At 38.6% G+C, this 12,651-nt stretch carries 10 protein-coding genes; 9 read left to right on the top strand and 1 reads right to left on the bottom strand.

Annotation, left to right across the window (positions count from 1 at the left end):
• Positions 1 to 46: 46 nt before the first annotated feature.
• Complete coding sequence (locus tag DWZ63_RS07570) at positions 47 to 2,947, bottom strand: sugar-binding domain-containing protein (protein WP_118499329.1); 2,901 nt, start codon at positions 2,945 to 2,947, stop codon at positions 47 to 49.
• Positions 2,948 to 3,149: 202 nt separating this feature from the next.
• On the opposite strand from DWZ63_RS07570, the gene DWZ63_RS07565 reads away from it, so the two are divergent.
• From DWZ63_RS07565 to DWZ63_RS07525, 9 genes are all read left to right on the top strand, one after another.
• Positions 3,150 to 3,962: an N-acetylmuramoyl-L-alanine amidase gene (locus DWZ63_RS07565; RefSeq protein ID WP_022015013.1), complete on the top strand. Its 813-nt coding sequence runs from the start codon at positions 3,150 to 3,152 to the stop codon at positions 3,960 to 3,962.
• On the top strand, positions 3,959 to 4,555 hold the full coding sequence (locus DWZ63_RS07560; protein ID WP_022015014.1) for an XTP/dITP diphosphatase: 597 nt from the start codon (positions 3,959 to 3,961) through the stop codon (positions 4,553 to 4,555). Before DWZ63_RS07565 ends, DWZ63_RS07560 begins: the two co-directional genes overlap by 4 nt.
• Positions 4,556 to 5,044 carry a metallophosphoesterase gene (locus DWZ63_RS07555; protein WP_243020521.1) on the top strand — a complete coding sequence of 163 codons (489 nt, stop codon included), beginning with the start codon at positions 4,556 to 4,558 and terminating at the stop codon, positions 5,042 to 5,044.
• Positions 5,045 to 5,160: 116 nt separating this feature from the next.
• A complete protein-coding gene (locus tag DWZ63_RS07550; protein ID WP_118499327.1) occupies positions 5,161 to 5,967 on the top strand; it encodes a protein-glutamate O-methyltransferase CheR in 807 nt (268 codons plus the stop codon).
• A 51-nt stretch (positions 5,968 to 6,018) separates the two neighbouring features.
• Positions 6,019 to 7,047, top strand: coding sequence for a chemotaxis response regulator protein-glutamate methylesterase (locus tag DWZ63_RS07545; protein WP_118499325.1), 1,029 nt, complete (start codon positions 6,019 to 6,021; stop codon positions 7,045 to 7,047).
• A 158-nt stretch (positions 7,048 to 7,205) separates the two neighbouring features.
• A complete protein-coding gene (locus DWZ63_RS07540) occupies positions 7,206 to 7,601 on the top strand; it encodes a response regulator (RefSeq protein WP_022015018.1) in 396 nt (131 codons plus the stop codon).
• A 124-nt stretch (positions 7,602 to 7,725) separates the two neighbouring features.
• Positions 7,726 to 9,909, top strand: coding sequence for a chemotaxis protein CheA (locus DWZ63_RS07535; RefSeq protein WP_118499323.1), 2,184 nt, complete (start codon positions 7,726 to 7,728; stop codon positions 9,907 to 9,909).
• 12 nt (positions 9,910 to 9,921) lie between these two features.
• The gene (locus DWZ63_RS07530; protein ID WP_172794130.1) at positions 9,922 to 10,452 is read left to right on the top strand and encodes a chemotaxis protein CheW; all 531 of its coding nucleotides are present in this window, start codon (positions 9,922 to 9,924) and stop codon (positions 10,450 to 10,452) included.
• A gap of 32 nt (positions 10,453 to 10,484) precedes the next feature.
• Positions 10,485 to 12,380, top strand: coding sequence for a methyl-accepting chemotaxis protein (locus DWZ63_RS07525; RefSeq protein ID WP_055940999.1), 1,896 nt, complete (start codon positions 10,485 to 10,487; stop codon positions 12,378 to 12,380).
• Positions 12,381 to 12,651: the final 271 nt, after the last annotated feature.

Below are 12,651 nucleotides of genomic sequence, written 5' to 3'. Positions count from 1 at the left end.
GCCAATTATTGCTCTACACAATAAAAGTTTGGAATGCCTGATAGTATTAAAATATAGTTTCAAGTTTCTCTAAGTCAAGTTCCTTTTCAGGAGTAAACACATCTGAGGTAAGATAGTTTACAAGAGATTTTATAAACTGTTTTACTTCAGTGTTTTCTGCTATTTCTCCAAGTTTTGATGTGCATACCATAAGTTTTCCGTCACCAGCTTTTCCTTCAAAGAGGATACCGAGTTTATGGTTTCGCTCAAAGTTATCTGCCATCTGTACTATAGGTCTGTAATCTTTATCGGTCACATCATCAAGTATTGCACAACGGCTGTGAGATACTATCTTATACCACTGAGGGGTTGAGTATCTGTGTGTGGCAAAATCGTTAAGTGCAGGGTGACTGCTGTCGATGAGTAGCCCCATTGTGCCTACTGCGACAGGTTTTTTCATCCATTCACATATATCCCTGAACATCGGGTAACACCAGAAGTCAGTGCAATAAAATCCCTCAAGGCTTTCTTTTACTTCATTTGGCATAAAGAGAACCTTTTTGCCCTGCTTAAGGAGTGATTTTGTTTCAGTAAATTCATTTGTTATAAATACCTGATTATCACCTTCGCCTATGATTGCGATATTTTCAAGTGATAAAACATCATCATTGACAGGATAACAATAAAGTTCATATTTATTTTTGTATGGTGTGCCGTCAATCGTAAGGATAAGGTCATACACGGCAGTTTTGTCTGTCTCAGGCATTGCAAAGAAAATCCCGCCAAGCTGAACAAGTTCTTTTGCTCCGTCAGGAATTTTCACATCACCGCTTGTTACCACGCTTGTTTCACCGTTTACGGCAAAGCCCGTGGTTTCTGCGGCACTTACATCACGGCGGATAAGTTCATAGTGAAGTTTTTTGCCGGTGAGTTTTTCAGGATTGTAATATCTTATGGCAAGGTCAGCTTTAAAGTTTTCGCCTGATGTGTAGACATATTTTTCAAACTGTGCAAGGAGTATTGCATCTGAACAAAAGCCAGCCCATTCTTCAGGTGTTATATGACCCTTGCTGTCCATAAATGCATCAAGTATTCCAACAAGTGCCGTACCCTGTCCCGGAAAGTCCTGAAGATCGAGTATCTGGTAACCTGCTACAAGACTGCTTCTTGCGGCAGCTTCAAGTTCTTCTTTGTAGCATTGTACTGATAACATACCGCTTGCATAGAAGAAGTCGTCTGCCTGGTCGAGCATACCTTTCTTGTCAAGGTTATCCCTGAATACCTCAAAGTTTCTTGCTTTCAATACACCGGTATATTTAGGTATTTCCTTAAAGTTTGGATATACGGCATACTGACCGATTTCATGTGTCACGACAGGGATGTGTGGTATGAGCGGTCCGTCTGCACTTGCCGCCTTGACTTTTTTTACACCCGTTCCGTACTGGATTTCAATCTCCTCACCTGCATCGGTGCCATTGCCGGAGTTTTCATCATCAGGAACTATTTCCTTATCATAATTGTGTGTTGTTGATGGTTCTTCCCACTGGATATGACCGAGAGGTGCATCACACATACCATAAGAACCTCTTATAAGACGGTTCTTGCTGAAACGGACACCGACAAAGAAATCGTCTTCAGGCAGAAGAACCGGTGTGTGCTGGAAGTTGTTTGAACCCTGTGTGTATAGGTGGCGGTTGTCTACATTGCGGTAGCCCGTGATTATTTCAGCCATACGCTCTTTGCTGCCCCAGAGTTCATTTCCGAGTGACATCATGCAGTATGAAGCGTGGTTTCCAAAAGTATTTAACATACGGAAACCTTCTTCAATAAGATAATTCTGCTCGGTTTCATTGTGGTTTTCATCACCCGGTGCTGTGAGTGTTCCCCAGAATGGAAGCTGTGGTTCCATATAAATACCGAGCAGGTCTGCTGCGATAAAGGCGGCTTCAGGCGGGCAGCAGGTATGGTATCTGTAGTGGTTTATGCCGTAAGACTTTGAAATCTTCATAACGCGTACCCACTCGTCCACATCAGCAGGAACTGCACCTGTAAGTGGAAATACAAGTCCATCATGTTTTCCACGGAGAAATGCCGGCTCACCGTTTATAAGAAATTTAGTCTCGGTTGTTGAAAACTTTCTAAGACCAAAAGTAGTGACTGTATTTTCGTCTGAACCGCATAAAGAAATCTCAAGACGGTAGATAACAGGTGTGTATTCGCTCCATAAAACGGCATCTTCACCGAGGAAGTATTCAAACTCTGCCGTGCTTTCACCTTTTGCAAATATAACCTGAATCTCTGCTGCCGGTGCTTTTATACCTGTGTCTCCATTTATGTCCGTAAGAAAAGCATTGACATTTAAAGTGACTTTCTTATCCTCCGCTGTGTCATTAACTGTTTTTAATATGACGGTCACGGATTTTTTGTCAACATTAGGATAAGTTTTAACATCTGAAATATATATCTTATCAAATATGCGGAGTGAAATTTCACCTATGATACCGTTCCAGTTAGTCTGTGTGTCCGGTGAAGTTAGATGACCGCCTTTTGTAGGGTAATCCACATTGGACACAAGCACGGTTATCCTAAAATCAGTCTTTTTAACAAACCTTGTAATATCGTAATAATGCGGTGTCGTGAGACTGTCAAATTCACCTGCAAAGGTATCGTCTATCCATATTTTTGTAAGTCTTGTTCGCTCCAAAAAAAGAAAGATATTTTTATCTGTGTCGCTCTCATCAATATGTACATCTTTAGAGTACCATGCATATCCCTCAAAAAGATAAGGGTCGGTCAGAAATCCCGTTTCCTTTTTATCACTGAAAGTTCCTTTTTTGGCAATAGAAGTGGTTCCCGGAAGAGTGATAGTGTCATTTTTTGCTTTGTCAAATAATCTTGCTTCAATTCCCTTTTTGTCAGGGTCAAGTTCAAAATTCCAAATTCCTGATAAATCAATTTTCTTAATCATTTAAGTCCTCCGTATCAATTATGATGTATTCGCATTATCTTATTTATTATAAACGCTGATATAAGGGCTTTCAATATAAAAAGCCTACACAAATTACCTTAAAAAACTCAGTATGATGCAAGTGGCAAAAGAAAATATCTCCTTTTGATGGTGTAATATCGGTATTTTTATTGCAAGCCATTTTATAATGAGATATACTTAGATGTATATGAGTAATAATGGAAGAGTAAAGGTAGTTATTGAAAGCTGCATACTTCTGATAGCTTTAGTAATAGTAAGTTGTCTCTATACGGCAGAGCTTTCAAAAAGCAGAAATGTATTAAAAGAAGAAAACAAAAACGGTGTTGTGCATGAAGAAAAAAAGCAAAGTAAAACCGTAAAAAATGCTTTATTTGATAAGGATGATTATAAAGCGGAAGGATTTAAAAATATTACGGTTGTAGTGGATGCCGGTCATGGCGGAAAAGACGAGGGGGCGAGGTCAAATAACCGCAGATACAGAGAGAAAGATTGCAATCTTGCCATGGTAAAAAAGCTGAAGCAGATGTTAGACCAGACAGATATAAATGTTATATATACAAGGCTGGAGGACAGATATATCACTAAAAAAAGGCGTACTGTCATAGCAAATATGAAAAAAGCAGATCTGTTTATAAGCATACATTGCAATGCTTCAGACAATATTCATTCAAGGGCATCAGGCATCGAGACACTTTATGCAAAGCGTAAAGGTGATAACAGGCTTATGACAAACCGCAGATTTGCACATATTTTGTTAGATACCGTAGAGGCTTCTTCTTTAAATAAAGCAAGAAAATGTATAAGAAGAGAGGATCTTTTTGTACTTCGTCATACGGATATGCCGGCTGTTATAGTTGAGACAGGATATATGTCGAACAGAAAGGATATGAGTTACATAAATTCACAAAAGGGACAGTATGAGATTGCAGATGGAATTTATAAAGGTATAATAAAGACTCTTAAAGAAATGAGCAGGAGGAAGAAACGAGGATGACAAAAATTATAGTTGCCACAGGCAATGAAAATAAAATGAAAGAAATAAGACAGATAATAAAAAGAGATGATATTCAATTTGTATCTCTTAAAGACGAGGGACTTTCTGATGTTGAAATCGTTGAGGATGGAGATACATTTGAGGAAAATGCCATTATTAAGGCAAAAACGATAGCCGACATCACAGGCACTATCGTTATAGCCGATGATTCGGGACTTGAAGTTGATTATCTTGATAAGGCACCGGGAGTATATTCGGCAAGATATATGGGTGAAGATACTCCGTACACCGTAAAAAACAATCATATCATAGAGCTTCTTAAGGATGCCAGGGGCGTGGAGAGAAGTGCAAGGTTCGTATGCGTCATCGCCTGCGTTATGCCTGATGGAAATGTAATAACGACCAGAGGTACGATAGAGGGTCAGATAGGATATGAAGAAAAAGGTGAAAACGGATTTGGATATGATCCTATATTTTATCTTCCTGAAAAGGGATGCACAACGGCAGAACTTTCACCTGAGGATAAAAATGAGATAAGCCACAGAGGTCGTGCACTTACGGCTATGTATAAAAAGTTGGAGGGAGTGTTATAGATGGCGATGAAGATACTTATTGTCAGTGACTCTCATGGAAATAACAGAAACCTGATACAGGCTGTCAAAAATATGTCAGGGACAATGGATATGATGATACATCTTGGAGACATGGAGTGCAGTCCTGACAGGATAAGAGAGCTCGTTGACTGTCCGGTCGAGCTGGTAAAAGGAAATTGTGATTATGGCAACGAGCTTCAGGGTGCGAAGCTTATTCAGATAGGTGGGCATAAAGTATTCATAACACATGGAAATCACTATGGCGGCGAGTTTGGAATACCGACGATGAAAGATATTGCAAAGGAAAACGGTGCAGATATAGTGATGTTTGGGCATTCACACAAACCTGTTATTGAAAAGAGTGGAGATGTGACAGTCATAAATCCGGGAAGTATTTCAAGACCGAGACAGGATGGATTCAGACCAACCTATATGGTTATGAACATAGAGGATGATGGCAGAACGGATTTTGTCCTTGTAACTATGTGATGCAGATGTAAGATACAAATAAAATTTTATAACCTGCATATGAGATGCGGCAGCAATATAAAAACATAATACAAAACATTAATCCGTAACAGGAAATAATAGGGAATTTTCTAAAAATGAAACTGACAGAAAAAGAATTTAATTGGATAGTTGAATATATGCATAACCGTTATGGTATAGAGCTTGGACATAAAAGAGTATTGATAGAGGGACGGCTTGAAAATTATCTTTTAAAAAACGGTTATACGAGTTATGGTGAGTTTATCAACCGGATAGCTTCATCGCCGGATGGTGAAGAGGCAGGCGACATGATAAATATACTGACGACAAATCATACATTCTTTATGCGTGAATTCATGCACTTTGAATATCTTAGCAGATATGTACTTCCTTGGATAAGAGAAAAAAAAGCGGGGACAAAGGATGTAAGGATATGGTCGGCGGCAGCGTCAACAGGCGAAGAACCATATACCATAGCGATGATATTAAATGATTATTTCGGCATGGAGCCCGGTTGGGATACCCAGCTTCTTGCAACTGACATTTCAATGGAAGTTTTGCAAAAAGCAAGTGATGGTATTTATCTTACAGAACAGATAGAAAGTATTCCCGACAGATGGAAAAGACAGTATTTCAGAAAAATAAATGATGAGCAGTTTCAGGTAAGCAGAGAACTCAGAAAACAGATTGTCTTTAAGAGATTTAATCTTATGGATGACATAATGTTTAAGGGCAGATTTCAAGTGGTTTTTCTGAGAAATGTCATGATATATTTTGAGGATCAGACAAAGCTTAATCTTTTGAAAAAGATATATGACCATATGGAAGACGGCGGGTATCTTTTTATTGGTACGACGGAGAGTATAGATAAGATAAGATCCGGATTTAAGTATATACAGCCGTCGATATACAGAAAAATATAAGGTTATTTTCAAAAAATACGGGAGTAACTGATACAGGAAATGAGGGATTATATGAGGAGGGTAAAGGTTCTTGTAGTTGATGATTCGATTATGTTTAGGAAAATGTTGTCGGAATTTCTTGACGAAGATCCTGAGATAGAAGTCGTTGCCATGGCGGGAGATCCATATCAGGCAAGAGATATGATAATCAGATTTAATCCTGATGTTATGACACTTGATATAGAGATGCCGAGGATGAACGGTATAGAATTTATGAAAAAACTTATGCCGCAGCATCCGATGAAAGTTATAATGATTAGTTCGATGCAGCAGACACCGACGGATTATGCTATCTACGGGGCAGTTGATTATCTTCAGAAGCCGCATGACATGGACGGTGATGCGATATATAAATGGGTGCACGAAGAACTTATTGCAAAAGTAAAAGCGGCATATCATGATAAGCTTGTCGAGGAGAAGAAAAAGCAGATTGCGGTTTCTCCAAACAATTTTAAAAGAAAATACAACAATAAAATAGTTGCGATAGGGGCATCTACCGGTGGGACGGAGGCAATACTCAGTGTTGTCAAAAATTTTTATCCCAATATTCCGGGAACGGTAATAGTGCAGCATATGCCGCCGGGATTTACAGAGATGTATGCAGCAAGACTTGACAAAGAGTGCCGTGTTAAAGTCAGGGAGGCAAAGGACGGTGATCTTGTAGAGGATGGCAAGATACTTATAGCCCCCGGTGACAAGCATATGACGCTTATGCGTGAGAATGGCAGATATTATGTTAAATGTTTTGAAGCAGAAAAAGTAAGCGGTCATTGTCCGTCAGTGGATGTTTTGTTCAAATCTGTTGCAAAAGCGGCGGCGAGTGATGCTGTTGGTGTTATACTTACCGGTATGGGCTCGGATGGTGCGAGAGGGCTTCTTGCTATGAGGAAAAGAGGAGCACACACTATCGGTGAGGATGAGAAAAGCTGTGTTGTTTATGGAATGCCAAAGGTTGCATATGACATAGGGGCTGTGCAATATCAGGAACCACTTGAGAATATAGCATCAAAAATATATAATATTTTGAATACTATTCCATAGTAACGATGTCAAAACATCATTCCATAGTAATGATGTCCAAGCAAAACACCATTCCATAGTAATGATGTCAAGGCAAAACATCGTTCCATGGTAAAACTTTTTTATAGAAAACAGATAGAAATAAATATAAAAATTCCAGATAACAGGAGGAAGAAATTATGAGAATATTAATAGCAGAGGATGATTTTGCAAGCAGAAAGTTTATGCTTAAATTTTTATCAAAATTTGGTGAATGTGATATTACAGTAGACGGTATGGAGGCTGTAGATGCATATCTTATGGCACTTGATGCTGATACACCATACGATCTTGTGTGCCTTGACATTATGATGCCGGCACTTGACGGTTATCAGGCACTTAAAGCGATAAGAGATATTGAGCAGGAGAGAAAGATTCCGGAAGATCAGAGAGCAAAGATAATTATGACAACAGCACTCAATGAGGGGGCAAATGTAAACAAAGCATTTGATCTTGGCTGTGTAGCATACGCAGGAAAACCTATCGACCAGGTGAAATTTGAGAGCGTGCTTCGTAAACTTGAACTTATTGACTAGAACCGTGCCGGTTTACTTATCATAAATTTTTGTGTTATGCAAAAGGGATTTGGACACGGAAAATAAGATATACCGCCGCTATGAAACGGCCGGATAAATAGTACAGACAGAATAGGAGGGTGTTATGGGAGATGATATGATTACCGAAGGTATGCTCGATATGTTCATCTTTGAAACAGAGCAGGGACTTGAAAATCTCGAAAACATATGTCTTGAAAGTAAGGATGTTGGAGAGTTTGACGAGGACAATGTAAACGAGATATTTCGTATCATGCATACTATAAAGGGATCATCGGCAGTTATGATGTTTCAGAATGTTGCAACACTTGCACATAAACTTGAAGATGTATTTTATTTTATCAGAGAAAGTCATCCTGATGATGTACCACATGACGAGCTTGTTGATGATGTACTTGAAGTATCGGATTTTATAACAGAAGAACTGGAAAAGATAAAAGATGGCGCTGATCCTGACGAAGATCCGACAGCATTGATAGAGAAACTCGATAAGTTTTTAAAGAAAATTCAAAACAAATCAGATAAAGACGCAGAACAGGTTATAGCTGAAAAACAGGAAAAAGCAAAAGAAAGTGAAAAACCACATTTTTATATTGCACCTGTAGCATCGGATGACAGCAAGTTCTACAATATATATATTACATATTATAAAGAGACTGAGATGGCGAACATAAGAGCATATATGGCTGTCAATTCGCTTAAAGGGATTGCGGAGGATATACTTTATACGCCATCTGACATTATCTCAAATCCTGACAGTGCAGATGTTGTTCTTGAATTTGGTTTTAGGATTGCACTTCAGACTACAGAGGGACCACAAACTATAACTGAACTTATAAATTCAAGTGCAGGAATAGAAAACATAGAGATAAAAGAGTGTACCAGTGATGAATTTCTTGATTTCTGTGTGGAGGCTGAGAGTAAACCGGCATCGAGTGCAGGAGATGTTCTCACAGCTCCGGTAGAGAAACCTACGATACTTGTAGAAAGCCAGAAGCCGGGCAGTTCGCGGGAAGAAAAAGAAGGAGCTGACAAACAGACAAAGGAAAACGAAACGGATAAGGCAGAGCAGAAAGCAAAGCCAAAGAAAAAGCCAAAGCGTGCTCCGGTCAAGAAAGGTGAAGCACAGAGTTTTATCAGTGTGAATATTAAAAAGATGGATCTTTTGATGGATCTTATCGGAGAGCTTGTTATCGCAGAAGCAGTAGTTTTGCAAAATCCTGACCTTAAAGTGCCGGGACTTGACCTTACAAACTTCCAAAAGTCAGCAGGCCAGCTTTCAAAAATAACATCAGAACTTCAGGATGCCATAATGGCAATGCGTATGATGCCGCTTAAAAATACATTCCAGAAGATGAACAGAATAGTTTATGATACATCCAAAAAGCTTGGCAAAGATATAGAACTTGAGGTTATCGGTGAGGACACTGAGGTTGATAAAAATATTATCGAACATATTTCAGATCCTCTCATGCATCTTATAAGAAATTCTGTTGACCACGGAATTGAGAGTGACGAGGACAGAAAAGCCATCGGAAAGACGGAAAAGGGAAAGGTTGTGCTCGAAGCCAAAAATGAGGGCGGTCAGGTATGGATATCGGTATCAGACAACGGTAAGGGTCTTAAAAAGGATGAAATCCTTGAAAAGGCAAAGGCAAATGGTCTCTTGGGAAACAGAACAGAAAAAGACCTTACAGAAAAAGAAATATTCAATTTCATAACGGTACCGGGCTTTTCTACAAAGAAGAAAGTTACCGAGTATTCGGGCAGAGGTGTAGGAATGGATGTTGTTGTTAAGAATATCCAGCAGGTTGGCGGTGTTCTTGACATTGAGAGTGTTGAGGGGCAGGGTTCTACTATGACGATGAAGATTCCTCTCACACTTGCGATAATCGATGGAATAATTTTTTCTGTCGGGGAGACGAATTTTGTTACACCGACGAACTCTGTTACAGAATTTATACGCATTGAGAAAGATAAACTTATAGTAGAACCTGACGGTGAAGAATATGTCATGATAAGGGAGGAATGTTATCCGCTTATCAGATTAAACAGATTTTATCATCTTGATAATGCGGTTGAAGAAATTGATGAAGGAATAGTTATCATACTTAATCATGAGGACAGAAAACTTGCTGTATTTGCTGACAGACTGGCAGGTGAACAGGAGATAGTTGTCAAACCTATACCTTCATATGTAAAGAAAGTAAAAGGTATATCGGGATGTACGCAGCTTGGTGATGGAAGCATCAGCCTGATACTTGACACAGGCGGACTTGTGATGAATTGATGGAGGTGCAGAATGGATTTAACCGATGGAAAAATGGATATACCTGATGTTATTGTTGAGGACGAAATTCAAAAAGAACAATATATGACATTTAAGTGTGCGGACGAGATATATGGTATTTCAATCAAATATGTAAATGAGATAATCGGCTTATCGCAGATAACAAAAGTACCTGAAACGCAGGATTATCTTATAGGGCTTATAAATCTTAGAGGAAAGATTATACCTGTTATAGATGTAAGGATAAGGTTTGGAAAAGAACCACTTGAATACAATGACAGAACTTGCGTTATAGTTATAGATGTCAAGTCAACAGTCATAGGTCTTATCGTAGATGCGATTGATGAAGTTGCAGCTTTTGCTGAAAATGAGATAACTCCTCCGCCAAGCGTCAGCGACCTTGTAATGCAGGCGAAAAAATATGTGTTTGGAATAGGCAGGGTAAACGGCGAGGTTAAGCTTTTGCTTGACCCAGACAAGCTTATCAATGACCCGGAGCCTGAAAAGGATGATGAAGCGGAAGATGAAACAGAGGAAGAATAAATAAAAATCAATATAAATGGAGGAAAAAACATATGAAGAATTTGAGTTTGGCTAAAAAGACTTTCATTGGATATGGAGTCGCAGGAATTATTTTGATAGTATTTAGTATTATGGGAATAAATGCACAGAGAACAATAGCTGATAAATATAATACGGTATATGATACATATACACAAAAATGCATTGATATAGGAACTTTTACTAAGGATTATAAAGGACTTGAAAGTCTTTTGTCTGACTATGCATATGCAGCAAATGACGGTATAGATTTGAGTTCACTTTCAAAAGAGATTACGGAATCGTCAGAAACCTGTACAAAAGAGCTTGATGATCTTATAGACTCTATTCCAAAGACGGATGAGAACGGACAGGCTAAAACTTCTCTTGAAAATGTTAAAAAAATATTGAATGACGGAACTGCAGCATTTAAGCAGATAATGACACTTGTATCACAGAAAAAATATACTCAGGCAATGAAGATATACAATGATTCCGTAAAAGCAGTATCAGATGATGTTGACGAGGAAGTTTCAAGCGTATCAAAGTATTTTAGTGATAAGAGTGATGCAGGAAGAAAAAGTGTTGAAAAACGAAATGAGCAGTCAAGTGTTGTTTTGAGTATTATAACATTTATATGTCTTGTATTTTTTATCATTATTGCCACTACATATACAAGATTTCTTACAAAACCTATCAAAGCACTTACCGACCTGGCAGAAAAGATTTCAACAGGTGACCTTTCAGGTGATAAGATTGCTGCGACGACAAACGATGAACTTGGAAAAATGATAAACAGCTTTAATAAAGTTGTTGAAAGAATGAAGAGAGAGGTTGCCGTAGCGAATGATGTTGCAGGAGGAAATCTCTCAATGCAGATAAATCCACAGACAACAGCAGATCAGCTTGGTTTTGCGTTTAAACTTATGGTTGACTCAAATAATAAGACGCTTGGAAATATTAAAGAATCGGCATACCAGGTAGGTGCAGGAGCACAGCAGGTGGCAATAGCAAGCCAGTCACTTGCACAGGGTTCTACACAGCAGGCAAGTGCGATTGAGCAGGTGACAGCATCAATTACAGAAGTAACATCCAGAACTAAGCAGAATGCCGAGGAAGCAAAAGAAGCTGAAAATCTTGTGAATCAGGCAAAGGATGAGGCATCAGCCGGAACAGATGAGATGAACAGAATGATGTCGGCAATGCAGGATATTACAGAGTCATCAGAAAATATATCAAAGATTATCAAGACGATTGATGATATTGCATTCCAGACGAACATACTTGCACTTAATGCAGCGGTAGAGGCAGCGAGAGCAGGTGAGCATGGCAAGGGATTTGCAGTAGTAGCTGAGGAAGTAAGAAACCTTGCAGCAAAGAGTGCGGCAGCAGCGAGTGAGACAGCAGAGATGATAGAAGATTCTATCGAAAAGACTCAGAACGGTTCAGTTATAGCAAGTGAGACAGCTTCAAAACTTGCAGCCATAGCAGGAAATGTTGAGGAGATAGTCAGGATAGTTGCCAATATTGCAGAGTCCTCAACTGAGCAGGCAACAGCACTCAGTCAGATAGACGAGGCTATCGGACAGGTCTCATCTGTCATTCAGAATAATTCTGCTACAAGCGAACAGTGTGCAGCCGCAAGTGAACAGTTGTCAAATCAGGCTCAGAACCTTAAGGTGCTTCTTGGAAATTATAAACTTAAAAATAATCCGGGAATGACAGGTCCTGATTATGGCAGTCAGTCAGGAAATATAGGTACAAACACAGGTATGGCAAAAAAAATAGATTCATTTGGAGTTTCAAATAGTGCAGGATTTAACAACAGTGCACACCGCATACCTGATGCTTCAGAGTTTGCAGGACAGAGCAGCTACAGTGAAAATGAGAATATTATATCATTAGAAGATAATGGTTATAGTAAATATTGATTGACCGTACACTAATCATAAATATATAATATTTGAAATAATTTATTCATTAAGTAAATAAAGAAAATTCCTCAAAACACCCGTAATGCTTATTTTATGGGTGTTTTGTTGCTGATAAAAATGACATAAAAACTTTTTTTGTCAATAAAAAAGATAATATGAGAAAATTTGTTAATTAGAAATACTTGACTATAGGTTAAATACATGATAAAAATTAGTTGTTGCAGGTATAAAGTTATTTTTATACCATAACAAATATAATTTATACATT

This window comes from Clostridium sp. AF34-13 (assembly GCF_003477845.1).
Lineage (GTDB): Bacteria > Bacillota > Clostridia > Lachnospirales > Lachnospiraceae > Butyribacter > Butyribacter intestini.
Note: the sequence above shows the minus strand (reverse complement) of the source record. Positions and strands in the feature narration are given on the sequence as shown.

Excerpts from the sequence above, each read along its gene's own strand:
- DWZ63_RS07560 (WP_022015014.1), top strand. The coding sequence starts at position 3,959 with ATGACAAAAATTATAGTTGCCACAGGCAATGAAAATAAAATGAAAGAA.
- DWZ63_RS07540 (WP_022015018.1), top strand. The coding sequence starts at position 7,206 with ATGAGAATATTAATAGCAGAGGATGATTTTGCAAGCAGAAAGTTTATG.
- DWZ63_RS07530 (WP_172794130.1), top strand. The coding sequence starts at position 9,922 with ATGGATTTAACCGATGGAAAAATGGATATACCTGATGTTATTGTTGAG.
- DWZ63_RS07535 (WP_118499323.1), top strand. The coding sequence starts at position 7,726 with ATGGGAGATGATATGATTACCGAAGGTATGCTCGATATGTTCATCTTT.
- DWZ63_RS07570 (WP_118499329.1), bottom strand. The coding sequence starts at position 2,947 with ATGATTAAGAAAATTGATTTATCAGGAATTTGGAATTTTGAACTTGAC.
- DWZ63_RS07525 (WP_055940999.1), top strand. The coding sequence starts at position 10,485 with ATGAAGAATTTGAGTTTGGCTAAAAAGACTTTCATTGGATATGGAGTC.
- DWZ63_RS07565 (WP_022015013.1), top strand. The coding sequence starts at position 3,150 with ATGTATATGAGTAATAATGGAAGAGTAAAGGTAGTTATTGAAAGCTGC.
- DWZ63_RS07550 (WP_118499327.1), top strand. The coding sequence starts at position 5,161 with ATGAAACTGACAGAAAAAGAATTTAATTGGATAGTTGAATATATGCAT.
- DWZ63_RS07545 (WP_118499325.1), top strand. The coding sequence starts at position 6,019 with ATGAGGAGGGTAAAGGTTCTTGTAGTTGATGATTCGATTATGTTTAGG.
- DWZ63_RS07555 (WP_243020521.1), top strand. The coding sequence starts at position 4,556 with ATGGCGATGAAGATACTTATTGTCAGTGACTCTCATGGAAATAACAGA.